15 protein-coding genes and 1 pseudogene are annotated in these 14,460 nt (G+C 72.0%); 8 read left to right on the plus strand and 8 right to left on the minus strand.

The window, feature by feature from the left end; all coding sequences use genetic code 11:
- Window positions 1–67: 67 nt before the first annotated feature.
- Window positions 68–625, minus strand: coding sequence for an NAD(P)H-dependent oxidoreductase (locus QFZ74_RS27970; RefSeq protein ID WP_307623613.1), 558 nt, complete (start codon window positions 623–625; stop codon window positions 68–70).
- A 99-nt stretch (window positions 626–724) separates the two neighbouring features.
- Here QFZ74_RS27970 and QFZ74_RS27975 point away from each other — a divergent pair, with 99 nt between their 5' ends.
- Entirely contained in the window at window positions 725–1,414 is a 690-nt protein-coding gene (locus QFZ74_RS27975; RefSeq protein ID WP_307623614.1) for a TetR/AcrR family transcriptional regulator, read from the plus strand.
- 61 nt (window positions 1,415–1,475) lie between these two features.
- Window positions 1,476–2,354, plus strand: a pseudogene (locus tag QFZ74_RS27980) (LacI family DNA-binding transcriptional regulator).
- Between the two features lie 15 nt (window positions 2,355–2,369).
- Here the strand turns inward: QFZ74_RS27980 and trxA are convergent.
- Window positions 2,370–2,843: a thioredoxin gene (gene trxA, locus QFZ74_RS27985; RefSeq protein WP_307623615.1), complete on the minus strand. Its 474-nt coding sequence runs from the start codon at window positions 2,841–2,843 to the stop codon at window positions 2,370–2,372.
- A 36-nt stretch (window positions 2,844–2,879) separates the two neighbouring features.
- Between trxA and QFZ74_RS27990 the strand changes: the two genes are divergently transcribed.
- Window positions 2,880–4,307 (plus strand): NAD(P)/FAD-dependent oxidoreductase, encoded by a 1,428-nt coding sequence (locus tag QFZ74_RS27990; protein ID WP_307623616.1) that lies wholly within the window; start codon window positions 2,880–2,882, stop codon window positions 4,305–4,307.
- A 157-nt stretch (window positions 4,308–4,464) separates the two neighbouring features.
- Here the strand turns inward: QFZ74_RS27990 and QFZ74_RS27995 are convergent, their stop codons facing one another.
- Window positions 4,465–4,812, minus strand: coding sequence for a M48 family metallopeptidase (locus tag QFZ74_RS27995; RefSeq protein WP_307624304.1), 348 nt, complete (start codon window positions 4,810–4,812; stop codon window positions 4,465–4,467).
- Between the two features lie 212 nt (window positions 4,813–5,024).
- Between QFZ74_RS27995 and QFZ74_RS28000 the strand changes: the two genes are divergently transcribed.
- Entirely contained in the window at window positions 5,025–6,536 is a 1,512-nt protein-coding gene (locus tag QFZ74_RS28000; RefSeq protein ID WP_307623617.1) for a ubiquinol-cytochrome c reductase cytochrome b subunit, read from the plus strand.
- On the opposite strand, the gene QFZ74_RS28005 is transcribed toward QFZ74_RS28000, so the two are convergent.
- Window positions 6,454–6,855, minus strand: a complete 402-nt coding sequence (locus tag QFZ74_RS28005) for a cytochrome c oxidase subunit 4 (protein ID WP_307623618.1) — start codon at window positions 6,853–6,855, stop codon at window positions 6,454–6,456. The two genes, QFZ74_RS28000 and QFZ74_RS28005, sit on opposite strands and share 83 nt — an antisense overlap.
- On the minus strand, window positions 6,852–8,513 hold the full coding sequence (ctaD, locus tag QFZ74_RS28010) for a cytochrome c oxidase subunit I (protein WP_307623619.1): 1,662 nt from the start codon (window positions 8,511–8,513) through the stop codon (window positions 6,852–6,854). The genes QFZ74_RS28005 and ctaD overlap by 4 nt, the downstream gene beginning before the upstream one ends.
- 192 nt (window positions 8,514–8,705) lie before the next feature.
- On the opposite strand from ctaD, the gene QFZ74_RS28015 reads away from it, so the two are divergent.
- Window positions 8,706–9,692 (plus strand): Ku protein, encoded by a 987-nt coding sequence (locus QFZ74_RS28015; protein WP_307623620.1) that lies wholly within the window; start codon window positions 8,706–8,708, stop codon window positions 9,690–9,692.
- A gap of 41 nt (window positions 9,693–9,733) precedes the next feature.
- On the plus strand, window positions 9,734–9,973 hold the full coding sequence (locus QFZ74_RS28020) for a hypothetical protein (RefSeq protein WP_307623621.1): 240 nt from the start codon (window positions 9,734–9,736) through the stop codon (window positions 9,971–9,973).
- A 244-nt stretch (window positions 9,974–10,217) separates the two neighbouring features.
- Here QFZ74_RS28020 and QFZ74_RS28025 read toward each other — a convergent pair whose 3' ends face one another.
- The gene (locus QFZ74_RS28025; protein ID WP_307623622.1) at window positions 10,218–11,000 is read right to left on the minus strand and encodes an Fpg/Nei family DNA glycosylase; all 783 of its coding nucleotides are present in this window, start codon (window positions 10,998–11,000) and stop codon (window positions 10,218–10,220) included.
- 40 nt (window positions 11,001–11,040) lie between these two features.
- A complete protein-coding gene (locus tag QFZ74_RS28030; protein ID WP_307623623.1) occupies window positions 11,041–12,084 on the minus strand; it encodes an NAD-dependent epimerase/dehydratase family protein in 1,044 nt (347 codons plus the stop codon).
- Window positions 12,085–12,235: 151 nt separating this feature from the next.
- On the opposite strand from QFZ74_RS28030, the gene QFZ74_RS28035 reads away from it, so the two are divergent.
- Both QFZ74_RS28035 and QFZ74_RS28040 read left to right on the plus strand, forming a co-directional pair.
- Window positions 12,236–13,423: a zinc-dependent alcohol dehydrogenase gene (locus QFZ74_RS28035; RefSeq protein WP_307623624.1), complete on the plus strand. Its 1,188-nt coding sequence runs from the start codon at window positions 12,236–12,238 to the stop codon at window positions 13,421–13,423.
- A gap of 92 nt (window positions 13,424–13,515) precedes the next feature.
- The gene (locus QFZ74_RS28040; RefSeq protein ID WP_307623625.1) at window positions 13,516–13,752 is read left to right on the plus strand and encodes a CsbD family protein; all 237 of its coding nucleotides are present in this window, start codon (window positions 13,516–13,518) and stop codon (window positions 13,750–13,752) included.
- 66 nt (window positions 13,753–13,818) lie between these two features.
- Here QFZ74_RS28040 and QFZ74_RS28045 read toward each other — a convergent pair whose 3' ends face one another.
- Window positions 13,819–14,427, minus strand: coding sequence for a GvpL/GvpF family gas vesicle protein (locus QFZ74_RS28045; protein ID WP_307623627.1), 609 nt, complete (start codon window positions 14,425–14,427; stop codon window positions 13,819–13,821).
- Between the last annotated feature and the right edge of the window lie 33 nt (window positions 14,428–14,460).

Raw genomic sequence — 14,460 nt, forward strand, 5'->3', positions numbered from 1 at the left:
CGACGCGTGCGCAGGGGCCGGAGCTCGCGATGAGCTCCGGCCCCTGCGGCTGACGCGTACGCCCGGGTCAGGCGGCGGCGCCCACCGTGCCGTGCAGGCGCGCGACGACCTCGGCCAGGTCGGCGGCGACCTCGGCGTCGTCGGCCGGGTGGGTCTCGGCGAAGCGGGTCATCGAGCCGGGGATGGCCAGCTTGACGTCCTCGAGGACCTTGCCGCCGGCGACGCCGACGGCCTTGCGGACCTCGTCCTGCGCCCACACGCCGCCGAACTGGCCGAAGGCGGTGCCGACCGCGGCGGCCGGCTTGCCGACCAGGGCGCCGGCGCCGTACGGGCGGGACAGCCAGTCGATGGCGTTCTTCAGCACGGCCGGCATGGTGCCGTTGTACTCGGGCGAGAAGAACAGGAACGCGTCGGCGGCCTGCGCGGCCTCACGCAGCTTGGCCGCGGCGGCGGGGACGGAGCCCTCGACGTCGATGTCCTCGTTGTAGAAGGGGATGTCGGCCAGACCCTCGAACACCTCGACCTCCACGCCCTCCGGAGCGAGCTTGACGGCCGCCTCGGCGAGCTGGCGGTTGTGCGAACCGGCGCGCAGGCTGCCGACGAGCGCGAGGATGCGAACAGACATGGAGACTCCAAAGTGCTGAAACAGTGCTGGCACGATCCGGACCGTGGTCCGTTGAACGTTGTACCAGCGTAACCGGACCGGGGTCCAGTTTTGTTCCCGATGCTTTACGCTGACTTCATGTCCAGCGCCCTGCCGCCCTTCCCGACGCCCCAGGAGCCCGCAGACGCGCCGCCCCTGCTGGAGGTCGGCTCCGGCGAGGACGAGCCGTGCCTGCGCGCCGACGCCGCCCGCAACCGCGCCCGGCTGCTGGAGGCCGCCGCCCGGCTGGTCAGGGAACAGGGCGCCGCGCACCTCACCATGGACGCGGTGGCCGCCGCGGCCTCGGTCGGCAAGGGCACCCTCTTCCGCCGCTTCGGCGACCGCACCGGGCTGCTGATGGCCCTGCTGGACCACTCGGAGAAGAAGTTCCAGGCCGCCTTCATGAGCGGCCCGCCCCCGCTCGGCCCGGGAGCCGATCCGGTGCGGCGGCTGGGCGCGTTCGGTGTCGCGCTGCTGCGCCGCTCGGCGGACGAACTGGAACTGCAACTGGCCGCCGAGCCGGGCCCCGACCGCCGCTTCTCCACGCCCCCGCGCTGCGTCCAGCACAGCCATGTGGCCATGCTCCTGCGCCAGGCCGCTCCCGACGCGGACACCGAACTCCTCGCCCAGACCCTGCTCGGCTATCTCAACCCGGTCCTGGTCCACCATCTGACGCGCCAGTCCGGGATGTCGCTGGAGCGGCTGGAGGCCGGCTGGCTGGACCTCGTGGGGCGGGTGACGCGGTCCGCGCAGCCGCCGGACGGAGAGTGACCCTCTCCGGCGCCCACACCGGCCCGGGTCTCTGCCAAGACGCCGTACGTCGCCGTACGTCATGGTGCAGACACCGAACCCGCGCTCGGCCGGGGCGCGTTCCGTCCCCACGAGTGCCGATGTGGCGCGGCTGGCCGGTGTCTCGCGGGCGACCGTCTCCTACGTCCTCAACAACGCCGGCGCGGTGCGGATCAGCGGGCTCACGCGGCGCCGGGTGCACGACGCCGCGAAGGAACTCGTGTACGTGCCGCACGCCGCCGCCCGCGTCTGCGCGCCGGGCACAGCCGGATGGTGGTGATGCCCGCCCCGGCGGGACCGGTCGGTCCGCTCCACGGACGGTTCCTCGACGAACTCCAGCGCGCCCTCGGCCGGCTCGACTACACGGTCGTGCAGTACGGCACCCTCGGCCTGAAGGGCGACGAAGTCGCCCGCGCCTGGGCCGAGTCACGGCCGGTCGCCGTCCTCGTCCCCGGCGCCGGGCTCGGCCCGGAGGGCGTCGCGCTCCTCAAACGGGCCGGAGCCCGGGCCGTGGTGACGCTCGGCCCCGAGCGGGTCGATGACGCTCACGCCCTGCTGACCGACCACGGCGGCGTCGGGCGGTGCGCGGCGGCGCATCTCCACGCCCGCGGCAGGCGCCGTATCGGCGTCGTGGTCCCCACGGAGCCCGGCCTGGACGTCTTCTCCCGGCCCGCCTCGACGGCGTACGCGAGGCGCTGCACGGCACGGACGCAACGGTGACCGGGCTGCCCCTCGGGCCAACTCCCGTCAGCGGGATGCCAGTTCGGCGGCCGAGTTCTCCTCGTAGGCCACCATCCACATCGAGCTGCCCTCTGGCCGCGCGCTCGCCGAACTCGTCGACCGCGCCGTGCACCATCCCGGCGCCGAGCCCGAGACCCACACGGTCCTGGCGGTGTCGGTGGTGCAGCGCGACTCCAGTTGACGGCCGACGGGAGGTCTACGCGCTCGGGGTCTCGCCGTCGCCCTGGGACTGCTGGGTGGCGACCGCCTTGCGGACCTCGTCCATGTCCAGCTTCCTGGCCTGGTCGATGACGTCCGTGAGGGCGGCCTCGGGCAGCGCTCCGGGCTGCGCGTACACGGCGACCTTGTCGCGGACGATCATCAGCGTCGGGATCGACTGGATGCCGAACGCCGCCGCGAGCTCGGGCTGGGCCTCGGTGTCCACCTTGCCGAAGACGAGGTCCGGGTTCTCCTCGGCAGCCTTCTCGTACACCGGTGCGAACTGCTTGCAGGGCCCGCACCAGTCCGCCCAGAAGTCGATCAGGAGGAAGTCGGTGTCCTCGACCGTCTGGTCGAAGTTCTCCTTGGTGAGCTCAACGGTGCTGCTCATGTGCGATACCTCTTCCTGGTGTCGGGTGGAGCCCTGTGCACAACAGGGCCGCCCAAGTGCGTATTCCGCGCAAGTACCCATGTGGCCACAGCGCACACCACCCGCCAGACTGAGGCCATGACGGAAACCGATTCGACCGTGTACGACGTCGTGGTGCTCGGTGGCGGTCCCGTGGGGGAGAACGCCGCCGACCGCACCCGGGCCGCCGGGCTGTCCACCGCCGTCGTGGAGAGCGAACTGGTCGGCGGCGAGTGCTCCTACTGGGCCTGCGTCCCCAGCAAGGCGCTGCTGCGCCCGGCCATCGCCCGCGCCGACGCGCGCCGCGTCCCGGGCCTGAGCCAGGCCGTGCAGGGCCCCCTCGACGCCGCCGCGGTCCTCGCCCACCGCGACGAGCTCACCGGCGACTGGAACGACGACGGCCAGGCCGAATGGCTGAGCGGCATCGGCGCCGACCTCTATCGCGGTCACGGCCGCCTCGCCGGACCGCGCACGGTCGTCGTGACCCGGCCCGACGGCGAGACGACTACCCTCACCGCCCGGCAGGCCGTCGTCGTCGCCACCGGCAGCCGCGCGCATCTGCCCGACCTGCCAGGACTGGACGGGGTCAAGCCCTGGACCAGCCGGGAGGCCACCAGCGCGCAGGAAGTCCCCGGGCGGCTGATCGTGGTGGGCGGCGGCGTGGTCGCCACCGAGATGGCCACCGCCTGGCAGGCCCTGGGCTCCCAGGTGACCATGCTGGTCCGCGGCAAGGGCCTGCTGCCCCGCATGGAGCCCTTCGCCGGCGAGCTGGTCGCCGAGTCCCTCACGGAGGCCGGGGCGGACGTCCGTACCGGTACGACCGTGGAGTCGGTGACCCGCGAGAACGGCACCGTCGTCGTGGTCACCGACCACGGCGAGCGCATCGAGGCCGACGAGATCCTGTTCGCCACCGGCCGCGCCCCGCGCACCGACGACCTCGGCCTCGACACCGTCGGCCTGGAACCGGGCACCTGGCTCCCGGTCGACGACAGCATGCGCGTGACCGGCAGCGACTGGCTGTACGCCGTCGGAGACGTCAACCACCATGCCCTGCTCACTCACATGGGCAAGTACCAGGCCCGTATCGCGGGCGACACCATCGCCGCACGCGCCTCCGGCGCCCCGGTCCAGGAGTCACCCTGGGGCCCGCACGCCGCGACCGCCGACCACCACGCCGTCCCCCAGGTCGTCTTCACCGACCCCGAGGCCGCCGCCGTCGGCCTCTCCCTGGCGGAGGCGGAACGCGCCGGCCACCGCGTCCGCGCCGTCGACATCGGATTCTCGTCGGTCGCCGGCGCGAACCTCTACGCCGACGGCTACCAGGGCCGCGCCCGCATGGTCGTCGACCTGGACGACGAGACGCTGCTCGGGGTCACCTTCGCCGGGCCCGGCGTGGGCGAGCTGATCCACTCGGCCACCGTCGCCGTCGCCGGGCAGGTCCCGATCGGCCGGCTGTGGCACGCGGTCCCGTCGTTCCCGACGATCAGCGAGGTGTGGCTGCGGCTGCTGGAGGCGTACCGCAGCTGACGCGAAACGCGCCGCCCCGGCGCCGTATTCAGCGCTCGGCCCCCGTGCTCGGCCTCCGCGCTCGATCTCAGCGCTCGATCTCAGCGCTCGACCTCCGCGCTCGGCCTCCGTGCTCGGCCTCCGCGCCCGACCTCAGCGCTCGATCTCCTGCTCGGCCTCAGTGCTCGGCGAAGTCCCCGGCGAGGGCCGACGCGATCCGCAGATGGGACGCCGCCTCCTCGTGCCGGGCCTGCCGTTCCAGCGTGCGGCCCAGCATGAGGCGGGCGTAGTGTTCCACCGGGTCGCGCTCCACGATCCGGCGCAACTCCGCCTCGGCGCGCCGCAGTTGGGCCGAGTGGTAGTAGGAGCGCGCCAGCAGCAGACGCGGTCCGGTCTGCTCCGGCACCTCCTCGACCAGCCCGACCAGCACCCGCGCCGCGCTCGCGTAGTCCTTGGCGTCGAAGAACTGCTGCGCGCGCTCCCAGCGCTCCGTCGGTGTGCCGTGGTCGTAGTACGTCGTGTCCACTTGAGTCTCCACTGATGACCTCCTTCGAGGTCTGCAACGGAACCCGATGGTTGAATATTCCACTACATCGGCCGATCGGGTGCCGGGCCCGCGCCGCGCGAGTGCTTCGCGCCGGGCACCCGTTACCCGGGGCTGCGGCGGCGGAAGGGGACTCCCGTGAGCCGTGTCCTGCCGTGCCCGGGAACAGTCCGCCGCGCCGTCGTGGAAGCGACGTGACGGCGCCCCGCCGCGCGGGGGAGCGGGTCGCGGACGCGTTCGACGCGCGGCTGCCCCTCGACAAGGGCGGACAACTGCTGCGCAAGGCCTTCCCCGAGCACTGGTCCTTCCTGCTGGGTGAGCTGGCCCTGTACAGCCTGATCGTCCTGGTGCTGACGGGCGTGTGGCTGACGCTGTTCTTCGAGCCCGGGATGCAGGAGGTCGCCTACGACGGGCCCTACATGCCGCTGCAAGGGGTGCTCGTCTCGGAGGCCTTCGACTCCACCCTGAGGATCAGCTTCGACGTGCGCGGCGGGCTGCTGATCCGGCAGATGCACCACTGGGCCGCGCTCGTCTTCCTCGGCGCGATCGGGCTGCACCTGCTGCGGATCTTCTTCACGGGCGCCTTCCGCAGGCCGCGCGAGGTCAACTGGGTCATCGGCGTCACGCTCTTCGTCCTCGCCCTGGCCGAGGGCTTCGCCGGCTACTCGCTCCCGGACGACCTGCTCTCCGGCACCGGGCTGCGCATCGCCCAGGGCATCATGCTGTCCCTCCCGGTGGTGGGGACGTACGCCGCCTTCTTCGTGTTCGGCGGCGAGTTCCCCGGCGGCGACATCATCCCGCGGCTGTACAGCCTGCACATCCTGCTGCTCCCCGGGGTGCTGATCGCTCTTGTCACGGTGCACCTGATCCTCGTCTTCTACCTGAAGCACACTCAATGGCGAGGGCCGGGCCGCGCGCGGACCAACGTGCTCGGCAAGCCGCTCTTCCCGCAGTTCATGGCGTCGTCCATGGGGCTGTCCTTCACCGTCGCCGGCGTGCTGGCCGTCCTCGGCGGGATCGCGCAGATCAACCCGGTGTGGGTCTTCGGTCCCTACCGGCCGGACCTGGTGTCGACCGGGTCCCAGCCCGACTGGTACGTCGGCTTCCTGGAGGGCGCGCTGCGGCTCGTACCGCCGTGGGAGACGAACCTGTGGGGGCACACCCTCATGTGGAACGTCCTGCTGCCGGCCGTCGTCCTGCCCGGACTGTTCTTCCTCGCGCTGTACATGTATCCCTTCGTCGAACAGCGGCTGACCGGGGAGGGCGCGCAGGAGCAGCACCTGTGCGACCGGCCCCGCGAGCGGCCCGCGCGCACCGGCCTCGGCGTCGCGGGCCTCACCTTCTACGCCGTGCTGCTGCTGGCCGGCGCGAACGACATCGCGGCGCTGGCCTTCCGGATCTCGCTCGACACCCTGACCTGGGTGCTGCGGGTCGCCCTGATCGTGGCCCCGGTCGTCGCCTTCCTGGTCACCCGCGCCGTGTGCCGCGCCCTCATGAACGCGGAGCACGAGCGGCTGACCGAGGGCGAGGAGACCGGCGAGGTACGGCAGACCGTGGCCGGCGGCTACGAGAGCGGCCACCGTCCGGTCACGTCGTTCCGGCCCGGCGCCCCGCGCGCCCCGCTCAGTCCTCCTGACCGGAGCCCCGATCGACGTACTGGAAGACCAGCCCGAAGATCCCCAGGCCCAGAAGACCGGCCCCGATGAGGAACAGCCACAGCCCGTAGACCACGCCGGTCGCCGTGACGGCGGAACCGAACGCGGTGATCACCGGCCAGCGGCTGTGCGGCGGGAAGAACTCCAGCGGCCCGGCCGCGTCGGCCACCTCGGCGTCCGTACGGTCCTGCGGGCGCTGGCCGCGGCGGACGTACTGGGTGGCGCAGAAGAAGGACACCAGCGCGGCCATGCCGAACGCCACGACGAGCGCCGCCGTGCCGGCCGGATCCCCCGACCACACGCCGTAGAGCGCGCCGCAGCCGCCGAAGAAGACGGCCACACCCCCGAAGAGCAGCGCCTCCGCCTTCACCGCAGCCCCTCCTGCCGCGCCTCGGGGTGATGCAGATCGAACGCCGGGGCCTCCGAGCGCACCCGGGGCAGCGCCACGAAGTTGTGCCGGGGCGGCGGGCAGGAGGTGGCCCACTCCAGACCGCGCCCGTACCCCCACGGGTCGTCCGTGTCGGCGCGCCGTCCGTGGCGGGCCGAGTACCAGACGTTGTACAGGAACGGCAGGGTGGAGACGCCGAGCAGGAACGCCCCGAGCGACGACAGTGCGTTGAGCAGGGTGAAGCCGTCGGCGGGCAGATAGTCGGAGTACCGGCGGGGCATGCCCTCCTCGCCCAGCCAGTGCTGGACCAGGAAGGTCAGCTGGAACGCCGGGAACAGCAGCCAGAACTGGAGCTTGCCGAGGCGCTCGTCGAGGAACCGGCCGGTGAACTTCGGCCACCAGAAGTAGAACCCGGCGAACATCGCGAACACGACCGTGCCGAACAGGACGTAGTGCAGGTGCGCCACGATGAAGTACGAGTCGGTGAGATGGAAGTCCAGCGGCGGCGAGGCGATGAGCACCCCGCTCAGCCCGCCGAGCAGGAACGACATCAGAAAGCCCAGCGCCCACAGCATCGGCGTCTCGAACGACAGGGAGCCGCGGTGCATGGTGCCGATCCAGGCGAAGAACTTGATCCCCGTCGGCACCGCGATCAGGAACGACATCACGGAGAAGAACGGCAGCAGCACCGCGCCGGTGGCGAACATGTGATGGGCCCACACCACGGCGGAGAGCATGGTGATGGCGATCGTCGCGCCGATCATCGGCAGGTAGCCGAAGAGCGGCTTGCGGGAGAACACCGGAATGATCTCCGAGATGATGCCGAAGAACGGCAGCGCGACGATGTAGACCTCCGGATGCCCGAAGAACCAGAACATGTGCTGCCACAGGATCGCCCCGCCGTTGGCCGCGTCGAAGACGTGGGCGCCGAACTTGCGGTCCGCCTCCAGCGCGAGCAGCGCCGCCGTGAGCACGGGGAAGGCCGGCAGCACCAGGATCGACGTGAAGAGCACGTTCCAGGTGAAGATCGGCATCCGGAACATCGTCAGGCCCGGTGCGCGCAGACACAGGATCGTGGTGATGAAGTTGACCGCGCCGAGGGTGGTGGAGACACCGGTGACCACCAGTCCCATCACCCACAGGTCGCCGCCGGCGCCGGGGGAGTAGTACGCGCTGTTCAGCGGGGCGTACGCGAACCAGCCGAAGGCGGCCGCGCCGCCCGGCACCAGGAAGCCGGAGACCACCATCAGGCCGCCGAACAGGTACATCCAGTACGACAGGGCGTTGAGCCGGGGGAAGGCCACGTCCGGGGCGCCGATCTGGAGCGGCATGATCGCGTTGGCGAAACCGGCGAACATCGGCGTCGCGAAGAGCAGCATCATGATCGTGCCGTGGATCGTGAAGAGCTGGTTGTAGCCGTGATCGCTCACGAACTGCAGCCCGGGGCGGGCGAGTTCGGCGCGCATCGCCAGGGCCAGCAGACCGCCCAGCAGGAAGAAGCAGAACGCGGTCACCATGTACAGCCGGCCGATCACCTTGTGGTCGGTCGTCGTGGCCCAGTTCACCAGCCTGCGGCCCAGCGAGGATGACACGGGATAGGGCGCACGGGTCGCGCCGGCCTGTGCTGCGGCTTCGGTCATGGTCCTCCTTCGGCGGGCCCGCGGCGACGCTATCGGCGTACGCCGCGCGTGCGACGCCACCACGCCTCGGCCTGAGCCGTTGGAGGGAGGCCGTATGCGTCATGCCGCCCTGGGTACCCGGCGTCCGGGGACCCAGACAGAGGGAGATGCCTTCGTGTCTCCCGCGCGGACGCGGGAGGAGGTGACCGCGGTATGGCACGTGCCGTCTGGAACGGGGCGCTGACCTTCGGCCTGGTGTCCGTGCCGGTTCAGCTGTTCACGGCGACGGACAGTCACACCATCCGCTTCCACCAGCTCCAGCGCGGCACCTCCGACCGGGTGCGCAACCGGCGCGTGAACGAACGCACCGGCGAGGAGGTGGCGCCGGACGACATCGTCAAGGGGTTCGACGCGGGCGACGAGTACGTGATCGTCGAGCCCGGCGAACTGGACGGCATCGCGCCCGGCCGGTCCCGGGAGGTGGAGGTCACCGGGTTCGTCGACCTGGCGGACGTCGAGCCGGTCTTCTTCGACCGGACGTACTACCTGGGCCCCAAGGACGAGCAGTACGAGAAGGTGTACGCCGTTCTGGAGAAGGCCCTGGAGCGTGCGGGCAAGGCGGGGATCGCCACGTTCGTCATGCGCAACCGGCAGTACCTGGTCGCCGTGAAGGCGGAGAACGGGATCCTGACGCTGCACACGCTGCACTGGGCGGACGAGATCCGGGACCCGCACAAGGAGGTGGACCACCTTCCGGAGGGGGCCGAACCGGGCGGTCGCGAGCTGAAGATGGCCGAGCAGCTCATCGACTCGCTGAGCATGGACTGGGACCCCGACGACTTCCATGACACGTACCACGAGAAGGTGGAGGAGCTGATCGAGGCCAAGAAGAAGGGCGAGACCGTCGAGAAGGCCGAGCAGCCCGCGCAGGCCACGAACGTCGTGGACCTGATGGACGCCCTGCGGGCCAGCGTCGACCGCGCGAAGTCGAAGCAGGGCGCCCGCTCCAAGAAGGCGGCCCCGCCCCGCAAGGCCCGGGCCCGGTCCGCTCCCGCACCCGACCTCGGCTCGCTGACCAAGGCCGAACTGTACGAGTTGGCGGCCGAGGCGGACGTCCACGGCCGCTCCTCCATGAACCGCGAGGAACTTCTCGAGGCCCTCGCGCACGCCGGTGCGGGCGGCCACGCCCGGGCGTCATGACGCACAACTCCCGATGCCCGGACCCGAGACGAGGAGGAGCCATGAGCAAGCACGACCCGCAGGCGCACGAGCGGCCCGTACCGAGGGACCTGCCCGACCAGCAGGCGCACGAGGACCGGGACGACCGCTGGGAACCCCGCCCGGACGACCGGCGCCCGCCCGATCACCACGGCACGGGCGACGTGCCGGACCCGGACGAAGCAGGGGCGGGCCCGCGCGGAGCGCCGCGGCAGGCCGGCGTGGACCCGCAACAGCCGCTTCCCGACGAGCCCTCCGACTGAGCCCGCCCTTCAGGGTTCCCTGCGGCGGCGACGCGGCGCGAGCGCAGATGCGGGCCGCAGCGGGGGCAGGCCGGTTCGGGGTGGTCGCGGTGGCCGGTGAGCCGGGTGCGGCGCGGCGGCGGCCCCGGACGAAGCAGATGCGGGGCGCCGCGGTCGGGCGGGATGCATCGCATCCCGAGCAGCCGGTTCCTGACGAGCCCTCCGGCTGAGGCCGCTCTTCCCGCTCTTCCCGCTCTTCAGTGGTTCAGTGCTGGCAGCGCCCGCACCACACCGTGCGGCGGCCCGCGACGCGGCGCGAGCGCAGACGTGCGCCGCAGCGGGGGCAGGCAGGTTCGGGGTCGTCGCGGTGGCCCGTGAGCCAGGTGCGGCGCGGCGGTACGCGGGCGGCGCGGACGGAGGTTTCGAGGACGCCGCCCATCGCCGTGAACACGTGGCGTGCCTCGGACTCGTCGAGTTCCCGGGCCGGACGGCCGGGATCCACCCGCGCCCGCCACAGGATCTCGTCGCTGAGCAGGTTCCCGAGGCCGGCGATGAGCGACTGGTCCATCAGGACGCCCTTGACCACGCCCCGCCGCCCCGCGAGCAGCTCCAGGAAGTCCTCGCGGCCGAAGTCGAGGGCGTCGGGGCCCAGCCGGGCCAGGATCCGCTCCACCGCCTCCTCGGTCGGGGCGAGCCGCAGGCCCTGGAGCTTGCGCTGGTCGCGGTAGCGGAGCTGCCGTTCGTCGTCCAGGGTCAGGGCGACGCGGTCATGCGCGTGGAAGGAGTCCTCCGCACCGGCGCACAGCAGCTCGCCGGTCATCCCGAAGTGCCAGACCAGATACGGCGGATCGCCGATCGGGGCGATCAGCAGCTTGCCGTGGCGCCGGGGCCGGCCGAGCCGCCGCCCCTCCACCTCCCGGCGCAGCCGCCGCGCGGTGACCCCGCGCAGGACACCGGCGTCACGCACGTCGACGCGCCGCACGCAGCGGCCGCGCCCGCAGGAGTCCAGCACGTCGCGATAGCCCTCGACGTCGGGCAACTCCGGCATCACGGCCTCCCGCAGCGCCTCGTCCTCGTCGGCGTACGGCCTATGCGGCGAGCGGCGCGGTGTCCATGCCCGCGTGCTCGCGGAGCCCGTCGAGGAAGTCCTGGAGCGCCTCGACCGCCGTGTGCCGCGGCTGCCAGTCCAGTTCGTCCCGGGCCCGCGAGGAGTCCATCAGCGGCAGCCGCAGCACGGCGTCGAAGAGATCCGGCGAGGCGGGCACCAGGCGCAGCCGCCAGGCCGCAGACAGGGCGGCCCGCACCGGCGGCAGCGGAACGCGCAGTTGGCGTGCCTCGAGGATCTCGGAGAGCCGGGCCGGGTCCAGGACCGGCTCGGCGGCGAGGTTGAACGCGCCGCGCACCGGGCGCATGACGGCCGCGACGTACGCGGCGGCGGCATCGTCGGTGTGCAGGGCCTGGAACACCAGCCCCGGCAGATCCGGCACCACGGGCACGAACGGCGGCCGCATCAGCTGCGGCGGGATCAGCGATCCGGCGAAGATCCGGCGCTGCTGCGCCGCCGACTCCCGCTTGAACAGGAAGCCCGGGCGCATGCGCACCACCCGCATCCCCGGGTGCTTCAGTTCGTACGCGTCCAAGTAGCGTTCCAGGTAAGCCTTTTCGCGGCAGTACGCCGCCTGGGGCCAGCCATGGGTCGGCCAGGACTCGTCGACCGCGCGGTCCTTGGGGCCGGGCGCGTAGGTGCCGACGGACGAGGCGTGGACCAGCGCGGGGACCCCGGCCGCCGCGGCTGCCTCGAAGACCCGGATGCTGCCCAGCACATTGGTGCGCCAGGTCGTCAGCGGGTCGTGGGTGGGCTGGAACTTCCAGGCCAGATGGATGACCGCGTCGGCGCCCCGGAAGTGCGGGACGAGATCGTCGCCGTCCGGGTCGATGTCCGCCGCGACCCAAGTCGTCTTCTCCGGCTGCCAGTCGGGGGTCCTGCGGGCCAGGCCGACGACCGACGCCACCCCGGGATGGCGGCTCAGCGCCTCCACCACGCTCGTCCCGACGTTGCCGGTCGCCCCGACGACCACGACCCGGAGCCCGTCGGTGCCTCCTGCTGCCGCATGCCGTTCCGTGTCGTTCATGGCAGCCGCCCTTCCGTGGGAGGTCTCCTCGACGCGCGGGTACCCGGAGCACCGGCCCGTATGCGGCCGCACGGCCGGTGAACACGGGGGCTGCCGGGTACCCGGTGACCTGGGGGGAGAGCCGCGACACCGACATCCTGAGGAGGCGGCCATGCGCGCGCTCACCTGGCAGGGCAGGAGGGACGTCCGCGTGGACACGGTCCCCGATCCCGAGCTGCGGGATCCGACCGATGTGATCGTCCGGGTGACGACCACCGGGATCTGCGGGTCCGATCTGCATCTGTACGAAGTCCTGGGGCCGTTCCTCGAAGCCGGGGACATCCTCGGCCACGAGGCCATGGGCGTCGTCGAGGAGACGGGCCCCGAGGTGTCCGAGATCCAGGCCGGGGACCGGGTGGTGGTGCCGTTCAACATGTCCTGCGGCGCGTGCTACATGTGCGGCCAGGGCCTGCACTCGCAGTGCGAGACCACCCAGGTGCGGGAGCACGGCAAGGGCGCCTCGCTGTTCGGCTACACCAAGCTGTACGGCCAGGTCCCCGGCGGCCAGGCCCAGTACGTCCGGGTGCCCTTCGGCGACCGGCTCCCGGTCAAGGTGCCCGAGGGCCCGCCCGACGAACGCTTCGTGTACCTGTCGGACGTACTGCCCACGGCCTGGCAGGCGGTCGAGTACGCCGACGTGCCCGACGGCGGTTCGGTGGTGGTCCTCGGCCTCGGCCCCATCGGCGAGATGGCCTGCCGCGTCGCCCGGCACCGCGGGGCCGGCCAGGTGATAGGCGTCGACCTCGTCCCCGAACGGCTCGCGCGGGCCGCCGAGCACGGGGCGACGACCTTTGACCTGCGCGAGTACGAGGACGATCTGCCCGACGCGATCCGTGACCTGACCGACGGCCGCGGACCCGACGCCGTCATCGACGCCGTCGGCATGGAGGCGCACGGCGCCCCCGTCGTCGAGGCGGTGCAGCGGGTCACGGGCATGCTGCCCAAGGCACTCGCGCAGCGCCTCATGGAGCAGGCGGGCCTCGACCGGCTCGGCGCGCTGCGCACCGCGATCGACACGGTCCGCCGGGGCGGCACGATCTCGCTCTCCGGCGTGTACGGCGGCATGGCGGACCCGCTGCCGATGCTGACGCTGTTCGACAAGCAGATCCAGCTCCGCATGGGGCAGGCCAACGTCCGCCGCTGGGTGGACGACATCCTGCCGCTGCTGACCGACGAGGACCCCCTCGACGTCGACGGCTTCGCGACCCACACGATGCCGCTGGAGCGGGGCCCCGAGGCGTACGAGATGTTCCAGGCCAAGCGCGACGGCATGATCAAGGCGGTCCTCAAGCCGTGGTGAGCCGGGCCGACGACGCCGGTTTCAGACCCTCCGGCCGAGGTAACCGGAGGGCGTGACAAGAGCGGGAATTCCTCTCCGAGGAGCTGATCCACGTGACTGACCAGGGAAAGAAGATCCGGGGCAAGGCCCAGGAGATCAAGGGCAAGGCCAAGGAAGCCGTCGGACGCGTCACCGGTGACGAGGAGATGCGCGCCAAGGGCGCCGGCGACCGTATCGCGGGCAAGACCCGTCAGACGGCCGGCGAGGCGGGCCAGAAGGCACGCGGCACGACGGAAGAGGCCAAGGGCAAGACCGAGGAGATGAAGGGCAGGATCCGCAGGAACATGTGAGGACGCGTCGAGCCCGCCCACCCTGGCCCACCAGGGGCGGACGACCCGCCCGGCTGCGAGGGGCCGCTATACGAAGTCGTACGGCGGCATCGGTCCCTCGAGCCGGAAGCGGACGTCGTCCCCCATCTGGTGGGCCAGACTCAGCTCGGTCGCGAGGAACAGTTCCTCCTGGTCGTACGGCACGAGGAACGCGACGCTCAGGATCCGGTCGCCGGTGGCCTCCAGCGGGTTCCGCTCCCGGGTGAACGGCCGGAACGCCTCGACCACACCGGTGGCCAGCGCCCGGTGCGGGGCGTGCTCCAGTCCGGCGGCCACCTCGTCCTGCGCCACCTCCAGCCGGTACTCGGCGCACCCCGCCACCGACCGGAGCTTGCGTGCGTACGTCTCGCAGTCCCGCTCCAGCACGACGCGTACCTCCGCGTCGTCCGCCGCGCGGAACCCGAACCGGAGCGGCAGCACGGTCCCGCCCGCCAGAAGGTGCTGCTGCACCTCCCGGTAGGCGGCCAGGTTCCGTGCGGCGGGACGCGGATCCAGGGGAGCGTCGCCCACGATCGCGCACAGCGCGCCGGTCTTGATCGTGCGGAGCCGGCCGAGAGGCGGCGCGCCGGGACCCCGTACGGCGTCGAGGCGGACCGGATGGTCCTCGCCGACGATGGAATAGACGTAGACAGCCACGGCTCGTGTGCTCCTTCCGCGGGCGCCCATCCT

The organism is Streptomyces sp. V3I7 (assembly GCF_030817495.1).
GTDB lineage: Bacteria > Actinomycetota > Actinomycetes > Streptomycetales > Streptomycetaceae > Streptomyces.

Bases quoted from the DNA above. Each gene is read 5' to 3' on its own strand.
- QFZ74_RS27970 (WP_307623613.1), bottom strand. From the start codon at position 625: ATGTCTGTTCGCATCCTCGCGCTCGTCGGCAGCCTGCGCGCCGGTTCG.
- QFZ74_RS27975 (WP_307623614.1), top strand. From the start codon at position 725: ATGCTTTACGCTGACTTCATGTCCAGCGCCCTGCCGCCCTTCCCGACG.
- trxA (WP_307623615.1), bottom strand. From the start codon at position 2,843: ATGGGTACTTGCGCGGAATACGCACTTGGGCGGCCCTGTTGTGCACAG.
- QFZ74_RS27990 (WP_307623616.1), top strand. From the start codon at position 2,880: ATGACGGAAACCGATTCGACCGTGTACGACGTCGTGGTGCTCGGTGGC.
- ctaD (WP_307623619.1), bottom strand. From the start codon at position 8,513: ATGACCGAAGCCGCAGCACAGGCCGGCGCGACCCGTGCGCCCTATCCC.
- QFZ74_RS28015 (WP_307623620.1), top strand. From the start codon at position 8,706: ATGGCACGTGCCGTCTGGAACGGGGCGCTGACCTTCGGCCTGGTGTCC.
- QFZ74_RS28020 (WP_307623621.1), top strand. From the start codon at position 9,734: ATGAGCAAGCACGACCCGCAGGCGCACGAGCGGCCCGTACCGAGGGAC.
- QFZ74_RS28025 (WP_307623622.1), bottom strand. From the start codon at position 11,000: ATGCCGGAGTTGCCCGACGTCGAGGGCTATCGCGACGTGCTGGACTCC.
- QFZ74_RS28030 (WP_307623623.1), bottom strand. From the start codon at position 12,084: ATGAACGACACGGAACGGCATGCGGCAGCAGGAGGCACCGACGGGCTC.
- QFZ74_RS28035 (WP_307623624.1), top strand. From the start codon at position 12,236: ATGCGCGCGCTCACCTGGCAGGGCAGGAGGGACGTCCGCGTGGACACG.